Raw genomic sequence first — 21920 nt, 5'->3', positions numbered from 1 at the left:
CATATTAGCCATAACAAGTAAAAAGGATGCTTTAAGCGAGACGTAAGAGGCAAGTATGCGGCCACGTTAGTATGAAACAATTTTATCAAACATCATTGTTGAGATATTAAAAAGTAAGGCCTATTGCGAATTTGACGCGTGTAACTTGTCAAAAATAACGCATAAACATATTGTCCAGCGCAATTAAAGCAATTATGTAATTAAACAGAAAAAATAAGTCACATTTTCAACCGTTAAATTATTAGAAAACACGATAATAATATCGAACTAAAGTTAACGAAGCACTTAATTTTCTGTTGCGCACAGCACACAGGCTGAGCACATAAAGAATCAATTTTACTGCGGTGTCAAACACCTCAGTTATATTAGACAATCAGAATTTTTAACAGCTTGCTACGTAATATGGCGTAGTAAGATTGACACCCGAGAGGCTGACAAGTTGCTGTTACCATAGCGATAGATTACTTTGTGTTCTAAGCAATGGCGTGTTGTGACTAAAATGAGTCACACAAACTATGAAACGTATGTTAATTAATGCTACACAATCAGAAGAATTGCGTGTAGCGCTTGTCGATGGTCAACAACTTTATGATTTAGATATCGAAAGTCCTGGTCACGAACAAAAAAAATCAAATATCTATAAAGCTAAAATCACCCGTATTGAACCGTCATTAGAAGCGGCGTTTGTCGACTACGGTGCTGACCGTCACGGTTTCTTACCTATGAAAGAAATCGCGCGTGAATACTTCCCTAAAGGTTACAGCTTTCAAGGCCGTCCTAATATCAAAGAAGTATTGCGTGAAGGCCAAGAAGTTATCGTGCAAATTGATAAAGAAGAACGTGGCCAAAAAGGCGCTGCGTTAACTACTTTTATTAGTCTTGCCGGTAGCTATTTAGTACTGATGCCAAACAACCCTCGCGCTGGCGGTATTTCACGTCGCATTGAAGGTGATGAGCGCACAGACTTAAAAACCTCATTAAGTAAGCTTACTCTACCTAAAGGCATGGGCTTAATTGTTCGTACCGCAGGTGTTGGTAAAGAATATGATGAGCTTGAATGGGATTTAAACGTTCTATTACACCATTGGAATGCTATTTCAGAAGCCGGCGCAAGCCGTCCTGCACCGTTTTTAATCCATCAAGAAACTAACGTTATTCTACGTGCTATTCGCGATTATTTGCGTCGTGATATTGGCGAAGTATTGATTGATCGCCCTAAAATATTTGAAAGTGTTAAAAAACACATTGAAGTTGTGCGTCCAGACTTTTTGAGTAAAGTTAAACTTTACAGCAATGACGTACCTTTATTCACCCACTATCAAATTGAAACGCAAATAGAAACAGCTTTTCAACGCGAAGTGCGTTTGCCCTCTGGTGGTTCAATCGTTATTGACCCAACAGAAGCAATGACCTCAATTGATATTAACTCTGCCCGAGCAACTAAAGGCAGTGATATCGAAGAAACAGCATTCAATACTAACTTAGAAGCCGCTGAAGAAATTGCTCGCCAATTACGCTTACGTGACTTAGGTGGTTTAGTGGTTATCGATTTTATCGATATGACCCCAGTTCGTCATCAACGTGAAGTTGAAAATAGAATGCGCGATGCAGTGAAACAAGACAGAGCTCGCATTCAGTTAGGTCGCATATCTCGCTTTGGCTTGCTTGAAATGTCACGTCAGCGTTTACGTCCTTCTATTGGTGAAATTAGCCAAAGTGTATGTCCTCGTTGTAGTGGTACTGGTCATGTTCGTGGCGTTGAGTCATTGGCATTATCAATATTACGTTTAATGGAAGAAGAAGCCATTAAAGACAATACACAACAAGTGCAAGCACAAGTGCCTGTACCTGTTGCAACCTATTTATTAAATGAAAAACGCCGCTCAGTATTTCATATTGAAAAACAACACAGCGTCAATATTCTTATTATCCCTAATCCGAATATGGTCACGCCACAATATGAAGTTATTCGAGTAAGAAATGACGAAGGTATCGAAGAAGCCAGCTACGATGTAATGATTAGACAAGCAGCATCTGAAGAAGCTGTGATGCCAAAATTTGATAAAGAAGTCAACAAACGTGATGAACCGCTACTTCAAGGTATGTCTTCACCCAAACAAGCACCGAAAAAGCAAGAGCCTGCTGAGCCTGTTGTAGTAAAACAAGCTGAAACAAAAAGCTTACTTGCTGGTATTGTGTCTTGGGCTAAGTCTCTTTTTGCGGCAGAAGAAAAAGAAGAAGTTAAACCTGAACCGAAAAAACCTCAAGAGAGCAACACTAAAAGTAGTGAACGTCGCCCTCAAAGAGCTCGTCAAGGTCAACGCCGCAATAATCGTAACGATTCTCGTAACGAAGGCCGTAACGAAGGCCATAATGACTCTCGTAACGAAGGTCGCAATGACAAACGTAAATCTCAAGAGGCCAATAACAATAATACAAATAACCAAAGCAATGTAACGCCTACATCGCCTGTGGCACCTGCAGCAGCAACAACAGCTAAGCCTCAAAAAGAACGCGTACAAAAACCTAAAGAAGACAAACTAACTGAGCGTCGTCAACGTCGTAATATTCGCCAAAAAGTGCGCGTTAATAGTGATGTTAAAAACAATACGCATGTTGAGAATATAGCAGCTGATGTTAGCCTAGTTCAAGACACAACACCTAAACACAATACTGTTGAAACTAGTAAAGTTGAGACTAATAAAGTCGAGACTAGTAAAGTTGAGACTAATAAAGTTGATAACTCAACAGTAGTCGATGCGACTGATAATGTTGATAACGCCACTGTCGAACAAGCCGCTAACAATGTAAAAGAAGAACAACGCCCAAGAAGCCGACGTTCTCCTCGCCACATGCGTGCCCACGGCCAACGTCGTAGACAAAATGCAGAGTCAAGCGATGTTAAGAGTGAAATTACTGAAGATCCAGTGACGGCTCGTTATCCAGAACAAAACTCAGTTGAATCTAGTAGTAATGTTAATGACGCTAATGTTACGGCTGAAGTATCTGAGACAGCACCTAGTGTTGAGCAAGTTCAAAAGGTACAAGCTGACGCATTAACACAAGTGATTAATGACACAGAAAATGAAGTTCAGCAAAACTTACCTTTTGATGAGCCTGAAACAGTCGTTATTAAAGCTGATATAACTGTTAATAAGCAAACAGCGGACATAGCGGACGAAACAGTTACATCACCCGTTGATGAAGTAACGTCAACAGCTGAAGTACAAGTAGAAAATACTGATACTGCTGAAGAATTTAACAGCCAAAAAACTGAGGCACCTGTAGTAGAGGCTAAGATAGAAGAACAAGTTTCTATCGAACCACCTGCTGCAACAATAGCACCAGAGCCTTTAGTCGAGACAACTGAAGTAGAAACGCCAGCAATTGTTGCAGCAACTGTTGAAGATAGCGTTGCAGCCTCTACTGAAGATAAGCCAGTCACCCTTGATGAAAAACCTAAGAAAGTACGTGCTAAAGTAAAAAACATTAAACGTAAAGTTAAAGCGGCAGCAAGTAAAACATCAGGTAAAGCATCGGCGCCAATGACTAAGCCAGAAACTGTTGTTAGTGATGGTACTATTCCTAGTGACTTTGTAGCGAATGAAGAGAGAACAGTGCATATTAAGTCAGGAAAATCTGCACTTTTTTCTAATGTTACTAGCCGAAATTCAGCGGGTCCAACTAAACCAACACTTAGTTAAGTCACCCACTAATCTTCAGGATAAATATCTGAAGGGCTAAAAAACAAAAGCCAATTGCATTACGCAATTGGCTTTTTAATTTCTGTATTTTAGTATTTTGGTTTTCTATTTTAGCTAGTTATCGGCCTTCAAATTATTTAATGCCAATGTCATTAAGTTTGTGATCTTGATCTTGTTGTACGAAGTGAAAATAAATCAGGGCAAAATAAATAGCTGGCTATTGTGATTGAGAGCACCGCTGCCGTGTTTAACCAGTACAACGGGGCAATAAGCTTAAAAGGCGTTTATGCACTTATCAGTCGTTTAATTAGGCCGTCACTGGCATCTTCTACTAAATCTAAAACAAACTGGAAGCCTTTAGCACCACCGTAGTAAGGATCTGGTACCTCTTGATCCTCAACATTTTCCGCATAATCTAAAAATAGCTGTACTTTATACTGAAGACCTTCAGGCGCGACTTTCATTAAATCTTGAACGTTTTTATTATCCATCGCTAATATCAAATCAAAATTGTCAAAGTCTTGCTCAGTAACTTTACGCGCCTTAATTTTATCAAATGAATATCCTCGTGCAATACCCGCTTTTTGTGCCCGGTGATCAGGTTTTTCACGGGCATGTGAACCAACGATTCCAGCTGAATCTATTATTAATGAGAGCGCTTGTGATTTCTGACGAAAAACCGCTTCTGCACTTGGCGAACGACAAATATTGCCCATACAGACAAAAAGAACACTATTAATTCCCTTTAAATTCAAATTCTTATCAATCATTTTACCTTCCGTTAATATTGATTTGTGAGTGTTTTAACCCTAATAAAATTAACTGCTTGTAGTTTTGTATTGGGGAATATTTATAGGATTATATACTCTAAATTTACACGCTATGTTTAAATAATAACCCGATTATTAAAATAAAAATATAGTTTCGTAAAATTAAATTTACAACTAAGTAGATTAATAAAAAACTGAACTGTAAGTCTTGATGATTGGTTTGAAATATTCTAAATGACTTTTTATGTCCTTATTTAATAGACTATGACAAGGTTAAATATCTAACACTAACAACTGGTACAATTATGAAACATAATTGATTTTTAAAAATGGTTATAAGACTTAGACGCGCCATCCAATCAAGATAGTGAAAAAATAAATATATAAGACTTAAGTATCAGAAAGTTAACATGACGTGAAGCACTATTACATTGTTCAATTCAGGTATTCATAGTACTTTATGAAATAACCTGTTTTGGAATGTTTATATTATATAGACAATGCTCTTTCATGATAAAAGTAATAACAGGATTAAGAGAGCCTGTAAAAAAGCAGTGCGAAGTAATGAACAGTACACTCATAAGCCACAGCAATATTCATTGCTTTCCAAGATCATGACGGTGATTGCATTCATACAAGGCTCGCAAGATATTATGGCCAACGACTATAACCGTGTATGGCTACCCAAATTGTCGTAGATTGTCTCTGTTTTTTATTACTGATCTTGGCTTACTGCAACAACCAAGATCAGTGATATCGTTTTAGATAGGAGGTAAAGTAGCTATACCTTTTCTGATAGGGAGTTTTTCTTTGACGAGGCTTTCAAGCTGTCAGTAGAAGCTAGAAGAAAGTTTGCTAATGTATCTTTTTCTACTTGGGTTAAGTGCAAACCTAATTTGCTGCGTCGCCAGATAATATCTTCAAGGTCAACGGCCCACTCTTGCGCTATTAAATACTCCACCTCACGTTGATAAAGGCCTGCACCAAAGTTTTGACCCATTTCATCCATTGAGCTAATACCAGCACAAATTTCATGACTCAAGGTGCCATATGAGCGAACATAACGATTAATTATTTTTCGCGGCAGCCAATTATATTGACGTTGTAGGCTAGTTTGTAGGTTGTGTTGAGTGTCAAAATTACCCCCTGGAAGTGCAACATCGGCTGTCCAACTTTTACCCGCTTTAGGAAAATGACTAATAATGCCATCAACTGCCGCTTCAGATAATTTACGATAGGTTGTGATCTTGCCACCAAATACTGACAATAATGGTGCTTTACCGTCAGGGGCATCTACTTCAAAAGTATAATCACGTGTTACCTCGGCGGCTGAATCTGATTCATCATCAAGTAAAGGCCTTACGCCTGAATAGGTGGCAACAATATCTTCAGTGGTTATTTGATGCTTGAAATGAGCATTAACTATCGACACTAAGTAGTCACTCTCTTCTTTTGAGATACAAGCTGTTGCTGGATCGCCAATATGCTCTATATCTGTCGTACCGACTAAAGAAAAGTCATCTTCATAAGGAATAACAAAGACGATGCGCTTATCTTCGTTCTGTAAAATATATGCCTGAGGTTCATTATGAATACGCGGCACAATGATATGACTACCTTTGATCAAACGAATTTTTTTCGGAGAAGGTGTTTTCAATGCGTCATCAAAAAAGCTAGTCACCCATGGACCTGCCGCATTAACTAAAGCTTTAGCTTTAACAGTTTGCTGTTGTCCAGTTAAATTATCATGAAGGGTTACTTGCCAAATATTATCTACTCGCTTAGCATTAGAGCAACGAGTACGTGTCATAATATTTGCGCCTTTATCTCTAGCGGCTATCGCGTTAAGCACCACCATACGGGCATCATCAACCCAAGCGTCAGAATATTCAAAGCCTTTAGTTATGCTGTCAATAACTGGGCTATTTTTGCCAAACTTGATACCATGCGAACCTTTCAAAGTAGCGCGTTTAGCTAAGTTGTCATACATAAACAAACCAATTCTGATCATCCATGAAGGGCGTAAATGACGGCGATGAGGTAAACGAAAACGTAGAGGCCATATAATATGAGGCGCATTTTTTAATAAGGTTTCACGCTCAGCAAGCGCTTCACGAACTAAACGAAACTCGTAATGCTCAAGGTAACGTAAGCCACCATGAATAAGTTTACTGCTGTTTGATGAGGTTGATGAGGCAAGATCATTCATTTCACAAAGTAAAACATTTAGACCTCTACCACTTGCATCAGCAGCAATGCCTGTTCCATTAATGCCACCACCAATAACGAGTAAGTCATAAATAACACTTTGATCTTTCATATTGTCCTCTTTAATTGCCGCAAGGAAGAATCTGACGTAGCTTCTAACTTTCTTGTTGCTAAATTCACTGGCTAAATCCACTGATAATACAATGTTGTTTTGTCGACAATACCTTTAAAAAGAAACAATATCAACACAAAGCGAACATTTACGAACATTTATTATTGCTTCTTTTATTAACTACTTGATAATTAATAAAAGAAGTGAAGCTAATGTAGGTCATCTGTTTATTCGATAGGCTTTATAAAACAAGAGATTAATAATAGAGACAGGTTGTTATCTAGATAGTGGCTTATAAAATGAAGTTTTTCTTGTTGGCCTTAATATATTGCACCACTATCTGTCTATCAAATTATGCTCATTAAAGACTAATGCTACGTTGAACAATATAAAAGTGAGGGAGAACATATCAGTTAAGTAGCGGTTATTGAATTGGAAAATGTTGACTTTTAACTGAATAATGCAATTGCTTACATAATAATATTACTCAAGAAATTGCAGCAAAAATTTCCTTTGTAGTTAATCATTAACATAGTCGTTGAATATTTATCAGGTCAACTGACAAAGATCCTTGTTAAATTTTTTCTTACTTTGGCAACACTTAATAGAAAAGTTTATACCCTAATTAATGATATCAGGTAGCATAAATTAAATGCAAAACTATACTAAGTGCAAAGTGACTTTATGGTCGACTAGAATTTGTTTTATTTCATCCGGTGGTGTCGCATCAGTAAAAAAATGATCTACTTGGCTAATGTTACCTAAGCGTACCATAGCGTTGCGACCAAATTTTGATTGATCAGCCGCTAACAGTACTTGCCGTGAATTCTCGATAATGGCTTGAGCTACCCTGACTTCTCTATAATCAAAATCTAACAATGAACCATCTAAATCGATACCACTAATACCAATAATACCAAAATCCATGCGGAATTTTTTAATGAAGTCTTCTGTGGCCTCCCCCATAACACCACCATCTCTGTGTCTAACTTCGCCACCGGCAATAACTACTGTAAAGTCTTCTTTAGCGCCAAGTATTGAGGCAACATTTAAATTATTGGTTACAACCTGCAAACCTTTATGGTTTAGTAACGCTCGGGCAATAGTTTCGATTGTGGTACCAATATTAATAAAAAGCGATGCGCCATTAGGAATCATTTGCACCAACTCAGCCGCAATTTTTTCTTTTGAGTGAAGATCGGTAATCTTTCGTGTTTGATAATCAGTATTCACCGTACTCGATTCAGTACCTGCACCACCATGATGACGTGAAATTTTCTGTGCTTTAGCAAGTTGATTAAGATCTCGGCGCACCGTTTGTGGTGTTACTTTAAAATGTTCAACCAGCTCGTCAATGGTTACAAAACCATGCTCTTGAATCTTCTCAATAATTAACGCTTGGCGTTGTTGTTGGTTCATTTAATTTATACTTTTGGATTATTTGATTCGTTTGAATTAAAGCAACTATGTTAATTTTAATCAAAACTTAAGTTAACGTAACAATTAGTCACTATTCTGACAGGATGAATGACATTAGCAAAGAAATTTAGCTGATAATATTATTTATCCTGTTGTAAATAATGGATAAAACATATACCGCTAATATAAATGAACATTAACGAACATAAGTTAACGTTTTTTAACATCATTTAACACCGAACAATAACATCACTGGATTTTGCATGACTGACTATATTCTATCAATTGATCAAGGCACTACCAGCTCTCGGGCTATATTATTTAACCGTGATGGCCGAAGTGAACATTCTGCCCAAGAGGAGTTTTCACAACATTTCCCCAATGATGGCTGGGTTGAACATGACCCTGATGATATTTGGCGCACAGTAGAAAGTACCTGTAAAAAGGTTATTGCTGCCATTGATAATAGCACTGATACTATTAAAGCCATTGGTATTACAAATCAACGTGAAACGACACTGATATGGGATCGCAAGACTGGCATACCCATTTATCGCGCTATAGTTTGGCAAGATCGTCGTACCAGTGAGTACTGCCAACAACTCAAAAGCAATAATATAGAAACATTAATCTCTGAAAAAACGGGATTGTTAATCGATCCTTATTTCTCTGCAACTAAAATACGCTGGATTTTAGACAATGTAGCAGGCTCTCAAGCTCGTGCTGAAAACGGTGAATTAGCATTTGGTACCCTTGATAGTTATATATTATGGAAATTAACCAACGGAAAAGAACACCGCACTGATGCAACAAACGCATCGCGTACCATGTTGTTTAATATACACAGCCAAGAATGGGATGAAGAGTTATTAACTACATTCAATATTCCTCGCTTGTTATTGCCTGAAGTTATGGACTCGTCTGATAATTTTGGTGTCTCAGATAAAAATATTTTAGGCGTTGAAATTCCTATTTTAGGTATGGCTGGTGATCAACAGGCCGCGCTATTTGGTCAAACCTGTTTCCGTGAAGGTATGGCCAAAAGCACCTACGGCACGGGGTGTTTTATGATTGTTAATACCGGCAACACCGCACTGAAATCATCAAATAGATTACTAACAACCGTGGCCTATCGACTTAATGGCAAGGTTACCTATGCTTTAGAGGGCAGTATTTTTATTGCCGGAGCGACTATTCAATGGCTGCGAGATGGCTTAAAACTGATTGATGCCGCTTCAGAGGCAGAACCATTAGCGCAACAAACACCTGTTGACCATGGTGTTTATTTAGTCCCTGCATTTACGGGTTTAGGGGCTCCTTATTGGGATCCAAATGCCCGAGGAGCCATCTTTGGTTTAACACGAGATACGGGTATAAAAGAAATAGTCACCGCTGGCTTACAATCAGTGTGTTACCAAACTAAAGATTTACAACGAGCGATGGAAAGTGATGGTGTACGCCCAATAGCATTACGCGTTGATGGTGGCATGGTCGCTAATAACTGGCTAATGCAATTTCTTGCTGATGTATTAGGCGCGACAGTTGATCGTCCTGAGATCACGGAAACTACAGCATTGGGGGCGGCTTATCTTGCCGGACTTAAAGCTGGAGTATATAACTCATTAGAAGATTTAGAGTCGATGTGGCTTCACGAAAAACGTTTTGAACCTGAATTTGATAAGTCTACGCGTGATCGTCTGTATGAAGGCTGGCTAAATGCCGTCCGTCGTGTACAAAGTGAATAAAAACAATTTATGCAAAGTTACCTTAAAGGTATGAGGACCAGATAAATCCTCGATACGTTCAAAGAAAGGTATGAGGCTGATATTTCAACCACATTAATATCTACTATAATCAGTGCGGTTATCAGGCAAGTCAAACCTTCAGACACCGCATATCCTATGGTTGATCTTGACTATTTAGTGGTTAAAACCAGACAGACTTAGGTGTTTTTGCATTCAGAAAAACGTAGCACGAGCACTACACAAGCTAGTGTGTCGACTAAACAGTCAAGTGCAGTGTCGGGAGATTTTTCGCTGGAAACTTAATCTCAGAACTTTGACCGCTTTGATAGCATCACAACAGAATGCAAAATCAAAGCGGGCTCTGAAAACGGGTTCTATTAGTCTATTTCGTCGGTAACACACCCTAGCGATGCAGATTTTACCGTGGCAATATACTTGCGTAATACACCATTGGTAGCTCTATAAGCTGGCTTTATCCATGCGGCTCTGCGCTTGGCAATTTCAGCTTCGTCTACTTTCAGTTCTAATTTGTTGGTCACCGCATCAATGCGGATAATATCGCCATTTTGCACCAAAGCAATCAATCCACCTTCTGATGCTTCAGGGGTAACGTGTCCAACAACAAAGCCGTGAGAACCTCCAGAGAACCTACCATCAGTGATCAGTGCTACGTCTTTGCCAAGACCAGCCCCCATTACTGCTGACGTTGGTTTTAGCATTTCAGGCATTCCAGGCGCTCCCTTGGGTCCAGAATAACGGATAACGATAACCTCTCCTTTTTGTACTTCGTCTTCAATGCCTTTTATTGCCGCGAATTCATCTTCATAAACTCTTGCTGGACCTTCGAATACTTCGCCTTCTTTGCCTGTAATTTTGGCAACTGAGCCTTCAGAAGCCAAGTTTCCATAAAGAATTTGTAAGTGACCCGTTGCTTTTAATGGCTTACTTAGAGGTCTGATGATATCTTGAACTGCTGGCAGGCCAGGTAAATCAGCTAAGTTTTCTGCAATGGTTTGCCCTGTAACGGTCAAACAATCGCCATGCAACAAACCTTCAGCCAATAAATACTTCATTACCGCAGGGATCCCGCCTATGGCATGTAAGTCTTGCATTAAGTATTCACCTGAAGGTTTTAAGTTTGCCAACAATGGCGTTTTGTCAGCCATAGCTTGGAAATCATCTAAACCTAAATCAACACCACAGGCTCGCGCCATGGCTATCATATGCAAAGTTGCGTTAGTAGAACCGCCTAAAACCATGATCATTCTTAAAGCATTTTCGAACGCTTTTTTGGTCATAATATCTTGTGGTTTTATGTCTTTTTCCAGCAGATTTTTAATGGCATCACCCACTTTGGTCACTTCTACCTTTTTCTCATCACTCACCGCTAGATTAGACGAAGAGTAAGGCAGGCTCATCCCTAAAGCCTCAATCGCTGAAGACATAGTGTTTGCGGTGTACATTCCACCACAAGCGCCTGCTCCTGGGATCGCATTTTGAATCACACCTTTATAGTCTTCATCAGAGATAACGCCCTGTAATTTCTTTCCATAAGCTTCGAAAGCAGAGACAATATTTAAGTCTTCACCTTTCCATTTCCCCGCTTTAACAGAGCCGCCATAAACCAATATTCCTGGACGATTAACACGCGCCAAGGCCATCATTGCTCCTGGCATGTTTTTATCACAGCCAACGATCGCCACCATAGCATCATAATATTGAGCACCCGCAACCGTTTCAATAGAATCGGCAATGACATCACGAGAAACTAAAGAATACTTCATGCCTGCCGTTCCGTTTGAAATGCCATCACTCACCCCTATGGTGTGAAAGATTAATCCCACCAAATCGGCAGCAATGACACTTTTCTTTACTTCTTTAGCAAGTTCATTTAAGTGCATGTTGCAGGGGTTGCCTTCCCATCCTGTAGAAACGATACCCACTTGTGCTTTTTTCATGTCCTCTTCTGTCAAACCAATCGCATAAAGCATGGCTTGTGAAGCAGGTTGTGATTCGTCTAAAGTGACCGTTTTTGAATACTTATTTATTTCTGACATTGTTATTGGCTCCGAAACCATGATTGAATAATTTTTATTAGAACAGATCGCAAAAAATAATTTTTGAAACCAAGCCAACGCTGCTTTTTCTTCACATGCATTGCATTTTCTGCTCTATAGCTATATTTTTATATTTCTATTTCTATACGAAACTACTTGAAGATGCAGGGTTCAGCACATTAAGAGCGGCCCCAAGGTGCCACATATTAATAGCAACACCCTTAAATACAACATTAAATAATGAGGTTCCCTATTTATAAACCTCACCTTTTCATCTTTGCGATCTATTTTGTACGTCAATAGGATTAAATAATCCCTACTTGGCATAAAGGTAAAGCTGTTAGTCACAGAAATTAGGAAAACATATCTGCTATCACTATTATACAAATATAGTTAAATACTGGGTAGCAACTATAGGCTTAGATATAACCCAATATAAAACACCTTCTCTGTGAAAAGCTAAAGCAACACTAATTTACGCTCAAGCAAAAAAATTAGCAGTGAGCCAGTTCTTGCTTAGACATTCAAATTTAGAAAGTACCATTGAATATTTAGGCGTTGAAATAAACCATGCTTTATCTGTATCAGAAAGCACAGAAACTTAATGCCTATTTGAAGTGCCTCAAAACCTGAGGCGGTCTCGCCGCCTTTTTGAGGCAAAATCAACCATAACTATTACCTTAAAGCGGTCGTTTTTTGGTGTTCAAAATCGCCCCGACAATGGTTCACTTGAGCGCTTAGCAGACGTTAGCAGAAAAATTATGACTGCGATATTAATACGTTAATTTTTTCGTCTTGTATTAGCATTAAAATAATCGCCTTATTAACTTCACGACGTGTTTGTGACTTATGCCAACGATTCCAACAAGCCACATTATCCCAGTTGGTGATAATCGTTCTCATATTAGGATTATTACTGTTGCGGTATGATGCGCCGGAAATATAACCTTTTGCCGTCATTATTGCGGTTAAACTTTTGCGAATTTCAGAATCGTATGTGCTTTCCATATCGTCAGCGAGTACACGCTCAATAAGTACTTTTATCATTTTTATTTCAGTTACCCAATAGTTAAATTTACAAATATCATATTTTACCATCACTAGCCTATAGATATAACGCATTTAACCCATCATTGTAAGTGGAAAATAGCTGATGTTATCTTGATGTGGAGGTCGATTATGCTGTTAAATTATCTGAGGCTATAGTTATTTAAGTTATAAAGAGCTGAGTAAAATCAACGTTGCCTGTCAAAAACCCCCAAAGCGATCATTTACGCCCTTCTTAATCACCCAAAAAACTGACGTTATCCCTTACTTGTGTAACCTCCAACGAAGTATTTTTTAAACTAATTTTTCAGCAAAAAATGCTAATGTACGATTCCATGCAAGGTCTGCATTTTCTTTATCATAGCGCCCAGTAGAATCATTATGAAAACCATGTTGGGCATTTTTATACATGTGCATTTGATAAGGGGCTCCTACCTTTTTTAAGTCGTTCTCATATTCAGGCCAATATTTGTTAACTCTTTCATCAAGTTCAGCAAGCTGAATAAGTAACGAAGCCTTAATATTTTTCCTTAACTCACTTTTGGCAGGTGTGCCATAAAAAGGTACTCCAGCAATAATGAGATCAGACTCAATCGCGGCTAAATAATTAACTATGTAGCCGCCAAAACAAAACCCAACAGCACCGAGTTTGCCGTTACTTCTGTGATGCTTATTGATGAATTTTGCCGCGGCAACAAAATCTTGTTGTATTTTAGAACGCTCCATGGTTTTTTGCATTGCTCTACCCTCATCGTCATTCCCAGGATATCCTCCTAGTGTAAACAGCGCATCTGGAGCAAAGGCAAGATAACCCGCTTTAGCCAGTCGACGAGTGACATCTTTTACGTATGGATTCAGCCCCCTATTTTCATGAATAACTAAAACAACGGGTAAAGTGCCTGTTTTATTGGTTGGAGTGACTAAATAGCCAGCGCCTTTGCCGTAACCCTCTGGGGAATCAAAGGTCTCATAGGTTGCTTTTATTTCAGCATCATTAAAAGAGACTTGTTCGGCTAGGGCATAATTAGGCAGCAGTGTTGATGTTAATAATGCCATTGAATAGCCAACAGCAGCCAAAGTACCTAACTTTGCCATAAAGGCTCTGCGATCCATACCTCCATGAGCATATTCGTCGTACCAGTCAAATGCTTCTTGAGGGATATCACTATCTAATTTTTTTGACATGTTGATCTCACTTGTAAACTTTTCATTTTTAAAACAAGATGAATATTTATAACAGACTTATAAAGTAGAATAATTTTTATGACTTCACAAATTTTAAAATCACAATTTACCCATAATGATTAATAGTTAGGCTACTATTTCTACAAAAAATTAAAGATCAAATAACGTTAACTATTTGATGGTGATACATTAGCCGCTGTAAAGCCTACGCCCTAGTCATTTTTGGATTGTATTTAGTCTCTAAGAACGTTTATTTTCCGGTAGCTAGGCGGGGGTAAAGCTTTTTTAGACGCCCTAATGACGTTAGGCCTTTCTCGCTATATCAGCGCGGATATAACCGCACAGTTTACATTTTTTAATTGTTATGACGTGCGGGGAGCAAACATAATAATCGCCATACCCAAAAGTGCTACTCCCGACCCTACTAAATCCCATGCTGTTGGGCGAATTCCTTCTATAACCCACAACCATAAAATAGCCATAAAAATATAAACACCACCATAGGCCGCATAAACTCTACCAGCGGCCTCAGGATGCAGAGAAAGCAACCACGCAAATGTGGCCAAGCTTAGCGCAGCTGGAACCAACAACCAAATTGACTTATCTTCGCGCAACCAAAGATAGGGTAAATAACACCCCATAATTTCAGCTAAAGCTGTAATGATAAAAAGACCGAATATTTTAAATTCCAACATAAAATCTCTCTTACTAGTGAAAAAACAAACCGCTTCAGCCGCCGATTTGCAGCAGAAAAGCGGAGAAAAAGCGGTCATCTGCACCTTGTTGTTGGGCTATAAATGTGCCTCAACTGAATAGCCATCGCTGGATAAATCGTGTGTAACTAGGCATGATCCAATAAACCATGAGAAAAACTATGGCTCCTGTTACTGCAAGCGTAGTGATAAAATGATTATCGGGAAAGTGTAATAGTCGCAGCACGGGTGCAATGACTATCGGCACACCAAGCACTAAAGGGTAAATGGCAGACCATGTCACTAGGCACTGTTTCCAGCGTACGGGTACTTTAGCTTTAGCTCTTTCTGGGGTAAACCAGAAATCTAGCCCACTACTGATAAAAAAGTCATCGCCAGTGACTAATAACGGCTGAACTTTGTCAATCAGACGAGAGCGAGTCGGTGACTCCATCCAGTCTTGTAAATGTGTTCGAGTGTCAAATCGGATAATAATCGTGTAGGTTCCGGTCAGTCCAGAAATTGGACGGACGATGTGCCAGTCCAGATTCCCTGGAGAGGCTTTGCAAAGCGGCGCAATTTCATTAGACCAACTTTCGTAATCGGCATGCTTGCACTCACGCACTCTATGCGTAATAACAACCGTTGCCCCTTCTATATCGCTGGAATTCTCAGCAACTTTATCTGTATGCATACCTGCGTCCTTATATTGCTCAACGCCTAAATAGCAGGCTAAGTTATCGTTGGCTAACATTGTTTAGCTAAACGAAACGAAGCAACTATTAGCTGTGTGTTTGAGTAACTTAGGTGACTCACTGTCTGCGACTGCCAAATATGTTTACACAAGCATAGGCTGAATTATCTTTCTTTCGCCTTGACCCTGTTTTTTTGGCTTAATTTTATATAGCCTTAATTTATATAGGTTTAGCTTCGTCTAGGCTATCCACGGACTTATGTGAGTGGACTAATGTGATCGGACATAAAAAATGAGATTTAGGTGTTTTTCTAATATGGCTTAATGCGATAACCATTCCAAAACAATGGCACAACAATGACACATAGCTTAGGTAAATATTGTCTAACAACTTCGCCCAAACAGCGTAGTTTGTAAGAATATGCAGTTAAATATAATATTGAATATGATCAAAAGCCGTTTTATCATCTAATACTTTAGATAAAATCATCATGCCCTCTAAAGAGGCTAATAACTGAATAGCTTTAGCTTTGGCACTTGCTGCTGTCATGTCTTTTTCTTCAATATATCTTTGTTGTAACCAGTTTATATTCAATTCAAAAAAACGTTTAATTTCACTTTTTACTTGCTCTGGTAAGGCGTCTAACTGTGCGCCTAATAAACCACATAAGCACATTTGGTTATCTTTTTCCAATGCCGCTTTGAACATATTAATATAAAGGTTAATAGCACTACTCTCTTGCTGCTTGGCTTTTTCATCATTTAGTGATGCTAAAAATACATCGGTATACTGATGCGCTAATTCTGCAGCTAAATCAGCTTTGGTGCGAAAATAGTAATGCACACTTGAGCTTTTAATGCCTATTTCATCGGCAAGCTCTCTAAAGCTAAAATTACCGTAGCCGCCAGACCTTACTTTGTTTTCAGCTAATGTGAGTATTTGAGATTTTTTATTCATAAATAAATGCTATCTGAGAGGTTAAGTAAATAATAAAGTTATTGAGTAGCTTTAATGCCCATATTAGCGATATAAGCAGACAAGGTTACTGCTAATGTTAGTTACTCAATAATCTCGGCTATTATCAATGACTAAGTCATTTTATTCAAATACTTAATCATTTCGCTAAATTGATACCACTAAGATGCTTGTCCGTTTTTAGTGACTTTTAAACAAGATTTCTTTTTTCAATAAACTAATCGCTGTATCAGCGGCGTTAATCGCGCCTTCAAGATAACCAGCGTCTTGCTCAGAAAACTCACTCGCTGCCAAATATAAATTTAATGACGATAACTCCTGAGAAAATCGCTTTATATGAAAGTCAGGATGCGCCGCTGGCTCTGCTCTGTCTTTGCCTGTGGCCACATGGACATCGTTACCCCAACTTTTTAAATAACACTGTTCATAGTCCTGGGCGGCTTCGCCAAACAATAACTTAAGCTGATTAATGCACTGGGCTTTTAAATCTTCAATAGAGACACTTTTTATGGCTTGGGATGAAAGTCCGATAAAACCAAATAATGCAAAACCTTGCTGATCTGCGGCTGAGGCATCATGAATTTCCATCATAGGTCCAACGCGACTAAATGCTTGTCCTGCCAAGCCACTGTCTCGCCAAAAAGGTTTATGATAAGTCGCTATAAACTTTGCTTGGTTTGCCATCCAAGTGGGTACAGCCAATAACGCTTTTGTTAACACTTCACTCGCCCAATGAGCAGGCGTTAAGTATTCATGAATAAGTCTGGGTGGTAAGGCTAATATTAAATGGTCGGTTTCGTGAATAACGACCGAAGCATCTTTTGTATTTTTCACTGTTACTTGCCAAGTATCGTTGACCTTTAGTAAACTATCCACTTGACAACTAAGCTGGTAATTAGTTTTTGATAACTTAGCTTGTAAAGCCAAAATAAGTTTATATAAACCCCCTTCTAAACGATGCAATAAAGGCCCTTGACCATTTTTAATGATTTTAGGGGCTATATTCGTATGTTCATGATAAACAACCGCACCAGTAATATATTGATGAAATAAATTTTGCTGCAAATTAGCCGCTAATGCTTTCATACGATAATGATGCGGAAATATCCATGTTGGGCCAAGATCATGAAATAACGTCTCATCATTATTTCCCTTAGGCTGTTCGCTATGAATGCGTCCACCAAAAACATCTTTCGCTTCAAAAAGCACATAGGGAATATTTAACTGTTCTAACTGAAATGCTGTGTACAAACCAGCTAATCCACCACCAACAATAATTACGCGCTTTTTATTCATTAACACCTCACTCATTAACACCTCAAGCCTACCTACTGATAGATAAATATTAACTGGCGTTCAATTTAAAAGCAAGTCATTTTACAAGGTGCTAATAGCTACATTTAGCTACAAGTTAACATTTGACAATTGATATAAAAACAACCAAGCTACCTACCAATAGATAGATAGCTTGGTTGTTAGATATAAAAACTAAGTAAGTTGATAGTAAATAAAATAATGCTTATTTAACTACACTCATTAATTGGAAATAAAAATGAAAATATATGATGTTGAAGGTTTTCCTAATCCACTTCGTGTTCGAATGGCTTTAGCTGAAAAAAATGCGCTAGACCAGGTTACTTTTGTTCCTGTTGATGTGATGAACGCTGAGCATAGAAGTGATGCTTTCTTAGTAAAAAATCCAGCGGCTGGTGTTCCAGTACTCGAATTAGATGATGGTAGCTATATTTCTGAATGTTCCGCTATTATTGAATATATCGATCACACATTTGCCGGTATTTCATTAACAGGAACGTCTGCTAAAGAGCGTGCTGTTATTAGCATGATGCAACGCAGAGCTGAATTCATGGTACTTGACGCTGCCGCTACTTATTTTCATCATGCAACTGATGGTTTAGGACCCGATCTTGAAATAGACCAAAATAAAGCATGGGGCAATAAACAAGCTAAAAATGTACTGGCCGGTTTTAAATATTTTAATACGGTATTAAGTAACGCGCCTTATGTCGCCGGTGACGAATTTACGATGGCTGATATCACCTTATTCGCAGGTCTTGCTTTTGCTGATTTTGGTCAACTAACTGTGCCAAGTCAATACACACATTTACTTGCATGGCGAGCAAAAATTCAAGAACGACCAAGCCTTAAATAAAACTATATCGCGAGAGGTTTAACCGCTTTAATGGCCTTAACGACTCGCTCCCTTTTACTATTTTTTAACTAGGATTTATTGATGGGAATTCTTGATGATTTTACGCAAAGAGCCGTTGTTCATAGTACCTCATTAGACTGGTTAGCCTCACCTATGCCGGGCGTTGAAAGAAGACCTCTAGATAGAGTAGGTGGCGAGGTGGCTAGAGCAACCTCCATAGTAAGATATGCAAAAGGCAGTAAATTCTCTCCTCATGTTCATACCGGTGGCGAAGAATTTGTGGTACTTGACGGTGTATTTCAAGATGAAAGTGGAGATTTCCCTATCGGCTCTTATGTTCGAAATCCTCCGCAATCTAGTCATACGCCACGCTCTGATAACGGCTGTATTATTTTTGTAAAATTGTGGCAATTTCAACCTGAAGATAGAACCCATGTTCGCCTACAGATGAATAAAATGCCAGCGATTCCTTCGCAAACAGTTGGCGTATCTATTACCCCGTTATACAAAGACAAACATGAAGAAGTATCAGTTTATTATTTTGAACCGAATACAAAAATAAGTTTATCGGTTCCTGAAGGTGCAGAGGTATTAGTATTAGCCGGGGAATTACAAGCACAAAATGACTTACTGCAAAAGCATAGCTGGATGCGTTTACCTTTAGGCGACACATTAACAGTAACAGCAAAAAGTAATGGCGCAAAAATTTGGCTTAAAAGAGGAAATTTATCTGATGTAAGCAAGCAGATAAAACGGATTCAAGTGGCGAACTAATTTTTTAAATAAAGAATAAACAGGGAGTAAATAAAGGGACATGCGATCCCTTTCGTTGAGTTTTACTCAAATTTTTTTATCGTTTAAATAAAGCGAGTCATGAAAAAGTCTATATCAAATAATTTCTGGCTAATGAATGGGTATCTATTGATTGATCTTTCATGTCTATATTCTGTAATGTTCAGCTTTCGTCTCTAAAAAGTCTATTAAGCGCTGTTTTATATCTTCATAAAATGGTCTTCTATTCGCTAACAGTGGATATTTTGGCTGAGCTGAAACGCTTAATAGTTAGTACTATTTTGACCTGACATCCTCATTATTGCTATGGTTTGCTTAAGAGCGAGCAAGATACTCTTGACTCTAACCGGTAAACGCTAACTTCTACTGTACCAGCTGACAGTCATTTGTGTGCAATAAATAAAAGGGGAACTGAAACCTATGACCAATCCTTTAATTATTTCGATACTGAGATATTTAAGAGAGCAGAAAAGTTCCTGCTCGCTGCTTGATTTGGTGAAGCTTTGTGAACAAGACTTTCTTGCGCTTATTCTAACGGATGTCGCTCCTCAGATAGCCATTTTCCAAAAGAATTTTTTTGTTATGAATGCGCTTTATCAAATTCAACATGATATTCAAACAGAGGGTTTTTCACTGACAATTTTTCCTTTAGAAATCTGTCTGATGCCACATTGCGATGGCGTTAAAAATTCCCTGACCACGCGCGATAATGATCTGGCCCACTACTATTTAAACTGGTCTAATTTGAATAATATCACTGTTGAAGAGGTTGAATCACTTTTTGCTAGTTTTTGGCAAAGATATCAGGCGGTAGATAAGGTTGGCGATGCTCTGACGACGTTAGGACTAAATCAAGGTGTGGATTGGTCTAAGATACGTCATGCTTACCAAAAAAAAGTTTTCATTAATCACCCTGATAAAGGCGGCAGCAAAGATGACTTTATCAAAACCCGAGAAGCCTATGAAATCTTAAAGTTTTGTTATTCTAAAACTTAACGGAAATTTTTTATTTATTTCTAATTCGTTAAGGGCCATATTAGGCCTTAGAAAACCACTCATTAAACTTTAAGTAAGTTTAACGCTAAGTTCGTATTTCACATCATGACTAAGACCAACTATGATAGATCAGCTCTACTTTGTTACCCAAGCCAATAATTCTAGTCTGTTAATGTTTGAACATCTACTTTTTGTGCTAAGTTTGCATTAGCTTATCAAGTCAACAATGGGTAATGTTCGTTCCTTATCTGCATCTGCTGAAGTGTCATATTTTCTATCAAAACACGTGTTAATACTTGTTAAAATAAGATGTTTTTTTGCCCAAGGATGACCACTGGCTCTAAAAAAAACAGTATTTAATTGAGCGTTAAGGCCAGCATATAGAATCAATCATGGTTAATAAGCTGTGACTCGGAGATGGTTTTATAAGTCATAGGTTTATCAATCTGGTGAGCAATAAGATTTTGTGGAATATGGGGTTGTAGCAAGTGTTCAAATTGCTCAACCTCATTAAATTGAGTATTTAGCCACCTATCTACTAATAGTGATTCTTGCGGTAGGATTAGCGGCATTGCTTTGCTGTGAATTTTCATCAGCTTTGGGTGTGGAGGCAAGGTGATAACCGAGCAGCTAAGTTTTATTTCACCTGTTGTTTGGTGCTTCCATTCACGGCACAAACCCCCAAGTATTAAGCCACCTGACTCTGCTGCCATATCGTAATAATGTATAGGTTTTTTATTCAAAAATTCAGTTTCACCAAAACCTTTAACCACAATAACACATCGTGAACTACGGTACGCTTGATAACCTGCACTTCTTGGGGTATTTAACTTATCATATCGTGTATTAAATGAAGTAAATTGAGACGGTTTAAAACCATTTACCCTTTGGTCTAACAGTAACCACCAAGTAGCGTTTTCCACACGCCGTTGTTCACCTACATTTCTGACAATGGAAATGGTATCTGTCGCTTTTACACAACGACTATCAATAGGGTTATCGATTACCTTGTTAATTTTTAAGCTGGTATAAAGTTTTTTAACACCTTTATCAAAGGTCATATTGAACCGACCGCACATGTTTTTTATTCCTCATGAATTACAGGCTATCTTAGCAACGAATTTTAGCTATATCTCGCCAGTTAACGGTTAACTGCAAGCTTAAAAAGTAACACTTCATTGACTATTTTTCCGTTTGCCCTTCAGCACCTAGCTTTAACATGCCTTGACCATAGCGATTATTAATGGGCTAATGTTAAAGAGCTTGGGTATTTAAAAGCAGAGAATATTGAGTACCTACAAAGACACTAAGTCACTTTTTTTCGCTCTATGGGTTGGCGTATATGTATGTTAA

16 protein-coding genes are annotated in these 21920 nt (G+C 38.4%); 5 read left to right on the top strand and 11 right to left on the bottom strand.

Annotation, left to right across the window (positions count from 1 at the left end):
• Positions 1-515: 515 nt before the first annotated feature.
• Positions 516-3704: a ribonuclease E gene (gene rne / locus H4J54_RS16290; RefSeq protein WP_182192058.1), complete on the top strand. Its 3189-nt coding sequence runs from the start codon at positions 516-518 to the stop codon at positions 3702-3704.
• 284 nt (positions 3705-3988) lie between these two features.
• Here rne and H4J54_RS16285 read toward each other — a convergent pair whose 3' ends face one another.
• The 3 genes from H4J54_RS16285 to H4J54_RS16275 form a co-directional block, all read right to left on the bottom strand.
• The gene (locus tag H4J54_RS16285; protein ID WP_182192057.1) at positions 3989-4474 is read right to left on the bottom strand and encodes a low molecular weight protein-tyrosine-phosphatase; all 486 of its coding nucleotides are present in this window, start codon (positions 4472-4474) and stop codon (positions 3989-3991) included.
• 781 nt (positions 4475-5255) lie between these two features.
• On the bottom strand, positions 5256-6794 hold the full coding sequence (gene glpD / locus H4J54_RS16280) for a glycerol-3-phosphate dehydrogenase (RefSeq protein ID WP_182192056.1): 1539 nt from the start codon (positions 6792-6794) through the stop codon (positions 5256-5258).
• 660 nt (positions 6795-7454) lie between these two features.
• Entirely contained in the window at positions 7455-8213 is a 759-nt protein-coding gene (locus H4J54_RS16275; RefSeq protein ID WP_182137772.1) for a DeoR/GlpR family transcriptional regulator, read from the bottom strand.
• A 263-nt stretch (positions 8214-8476) separates the two neighbouring features.
• On the opposite strand from H4J54_RS16275, the gene glpK reads away from it, so the two are divergent.
• Positions 8477-9958 carry a glycerol kinase GlpK gene (gene glpK / locus H4J54_RS16270; RefSeq protein WP_182192055.1) on the top strand — a complete coding sequence of 494 codons (1482 nt, stop codon included), beginning with the start codon at positions 8477-8479 and terminating at the stop codon, positions 9956-9958.
• Positions 9959-10335: 377 nt separating this feature from the next.
• Here glpK and ilvD read toward each other — a convergent pair whose 3' ends face one another.
• The 7 genes from ilvD to H4J54_RS16235 all read right to left on the bottom strand — a co-directional run bounded on the left by ilvD (position 10336) and on the right by H4J54_RS16235 (position 17920).
• On the bottom strand, positions 10336-12015 hold the full coding sequence (ilvD, locus tag H4J54_RS16265) for a dihydroxy-acid dehydratase (RefSeq protein ID WP_182192054.1): 1680 nt from the start codon (positions 12013-12015) through the stop codon (positions 10336-10338).
• 759 nt (positions 12016-12774) lie between these two features.
• Complete coding sequence (locus H4J54_RS16260; protein ID WP_182192053.1) at positions 12775-13113, bottom strand: antibiotic biosynthesis monooxygenase; 339 nt, start codon at positions 13111-13113, stop codon at positions 12775-12777.
• Between the two features lie 243 nt (positions 13114-13356).
• Positions 13357-14247: a dienelactone hydrolase family protein gene (locus H4J54_RS16255; protein WP_182192052.1), complete on the bottom strand. Its 891-nt coding sequence runs from the start codon at positions 14245-14247 to the stop codon at positions 13357-13359.
• A 362-nt stretch (positions 14248-14609) separates the two neighbouring features.
• Complete coding sequence (locus H4J54_RS16250; RefSeq protein ID WP_182192154.1) at positions 14610-14942, bottom strand: YnfA family protein; 333 nt, start codon at positions 14940-14942, stop codon at positions 14610-14612.
• A 109-nt stretch (positions 14943-15051) separates the two neighbouring features.
• Positions 15052-15633, bottom strand: coding sequence for an antibiotic biosynthesis monooxygenase (locus tag H4J54_RS16245; protein WP_182192051.1), 582 nt, complete (start codon positions 15631-15633; stop codon positions 15052-15054).
• 427 nt (positions 15634-16060) lie between these two features.
• Positions 16061-16591 (bottom strand): TetR/AcrR family transcriptional regulator, encoded by a 531-nt coding sequence (locus tag H4J54_RS16240; protein WP_182192050.1) that lies wholly within the window; start codon positions 16589-16591, stop codon positions 16061-16063.
• 198 nt (positions 16592-16789) lie between these two features.
• Positions 16790-17920: an FAD-dependent oxidoreductase gene (locus tag H4J54_RS16235; protein ID WP_182192049.1), complete on the bottom strand. Its 1131-nt coding sequence runs from the start codon at positions 17918-17920 to the stop codon at positions 16790-16792.
• 241 nt (positions 17921-18161) lie between these two features.
• Here H4J54_RS16235 and H4J54_RS16230 point away from each other — a divergent pair, with 241 nt between their 5' ends.
• The 3 genes from H4J54_RS16230 to H4J54_RS16220 all read left to right on the top strand — a co-directional run bounded on the left by H4J54_RS16230 (position 18162) and on the right by H4J54_RS16220 (position 20567).
• Positions 18162-18779, top strand: coding sequence for a glutathione S-transferase (locus H4J54_RS16230; protein ID WP_182192048.1), 618 nt, complete (start codon positions 18162-18164; stop codon positions 18777-18779).
• Between the two features lie 81 nt (positions 18780-18860).
• On the top strand, positions 18861-19553 hold the full coding sequence (locus H4J54_RS16225) for a cupin domain-containing protein (RefSeq protein ID WP_182192047.1): 693 nt from the start codon (positions 18861-18863) through the stop codon (positions 19551-19553).
• A 438-nt stretch (positions 19554-19991) separates the two neighbouring features.
• Positions 19992-20567 (top strand): DNA-J related domain-containing protein, encoded by a 576-nt coding sequence (locus H4J54_RS16220; protein ID WP_182192046.1) that lies wholly within the window; start codon positions 19992-19994, stop codon positions 20565-20567.
• Positions 20568-20953: 386 nt separating this feature from the next.
• Here the strand turns inward: H4J54_RS16220 and H4J54_RS16215 are convergent, their stop codons facing one another.
• Positions 20954-21646 carry an SOS response-associated peptidase family protein gene (locus H4J54_RS16215; protein WP_182192045.1) on the bottom strand — a complete coding sequence of 231 codons (693 nt, stop codon included), beginning with the start codon at positions 21644-21646 and terminating at the stop codon, positions 20954-20956.
• Positions 21647-21920: the final 274 nt, after the last annotated feature.

This window comes from Colwellia sp. MB3u-8, assembly GCF_014076985.1.
GTDB lineage: Bacteria > Pseudomonadota > Gammaproteobacteria > Enterobacterales > Alteromonadaceae > Cognaticolwellia.
This window is presented reverse-complemented; position numbering and strand designations above follow the sequence as displayed.

What these genes read in the sequence shown, in the direction of transcription:
- H4J54_RS16250 (WP_182192154.1), bottom strand. Translation starts at nt 14,942, where the DNA reads ATGTTGGAATTTAAAATATTCGGTCTTTTTATCATTACAGCTTTAGCT.
- ilvD (WP_182192054.1), bottom strand. Translation starts at nt 12,015, where the DNA reads ATGTCAGAAATAAATAAGTATTCAAAAACGGTCACTTTAGACGAATCA.
- H4J54_RS16215 (WP_182192045.1), bottom strand. Translation starts at nt 21,646, where the DNA reads ATGTGCGGTCGGTTCAATATGACCTTTGATAAAGGTGTTAAAAAACTT.
- glpD (WP_182192056.1), bottom strand. Translation starts at nt 6,794, where the DNA reads ATGAAAGATCAAAGTGTTATTTATGACTTACTCGTTATTGGTGGTGGC.
- H4J54_RS16220 (WP_182192046.1), top strand. Translation starts at nt 19,992, where the DNA reads ATGACCAATCCTTTAATTATTTCGATACTGAGATATTTAAGAGAGCAG.
- H4J54_RS16235 (WP_182192049.1), bottom strand. Translation starts at nt 17,920, where the DNA reads ATGAGTGAGGTGTTAATGAATAAAAAGCGCGTAATTATTGTTGGTGGT.
- H4J54_RS16255 (WP_182192052.1), bottom strand. Translation starts at nt 14,247, where the DNA reads ATGTCAAAAAAATTAGATAGTGATATCCCTCAAGAAGCATTTGACTGG.
- H4J54_RS16260 (WP_182192053.1), bottom strand. Translation starts at nt 13,113, where the DNA reads ATGGTAAAATATGATATTTGTAAATTTAACTATTGGGTAACTGAAATA.
- H4J54_RS16230 (WP_182192048.1), top strand. Translation starts at nt 18,162, where the DNA reads ATGAAAATATATGATGTTGAAGGTTTTCCTAATCCACTTCGTGTTCGA.
- H4J54_RS16240 (WP_182192050.1), bottom strand. Translation starts at nt 16,591, where the DNA reads ATGAATAAAAAATCTCAAATACTCACATTAGCTGAAAACAAAGTAAGG.
- glpK (WP_182192055.1), top strand. Translation starts at nt 8,477, where the DNA reads ATGACTGACTATATTCTATCAATTGATCAAGGCACTACCAGCTCTCGG.
- H4J54_RS16225 (WP_182192047.1), top strand. Translation starts at nt 18,861, where the DNA reads ATGGGAATTCTTGATGATTTTACGCAAAGAGCCGTTGTTCATAGTACC.
- H4J54_RS16275 (WP_182137772.1), bottom strand. Translation starts at nt 8,213, where the DNA reads ATGAACCAACAACAACGCCAAGCGTTAATTATTGAGAAGATTCAAGAG.
- rne (WP_182192058.1), top strand. Translation starts at nt 516, where the DNA reads ATGAAACGTATGTTAATTAATGCTACACAATCAGAAGAATTGCGTGTA.
- H4J54_RS16245 (WP_182192051.1), bottom strand. Translation starts at nt 15,633, where the DNA reads ATGCATACAGATAAAGTTGCTGAGAATTCCAGCGATATAGAAGGGGCA.
- H4J54_RS16285 (WP_182192057.1), bottom strand. Translation starts at nt 4,474, where the DNA reads ATGATTGATAAGAATTTGAATTTAAAGGGAATTAATAGTGTTCTTTTT.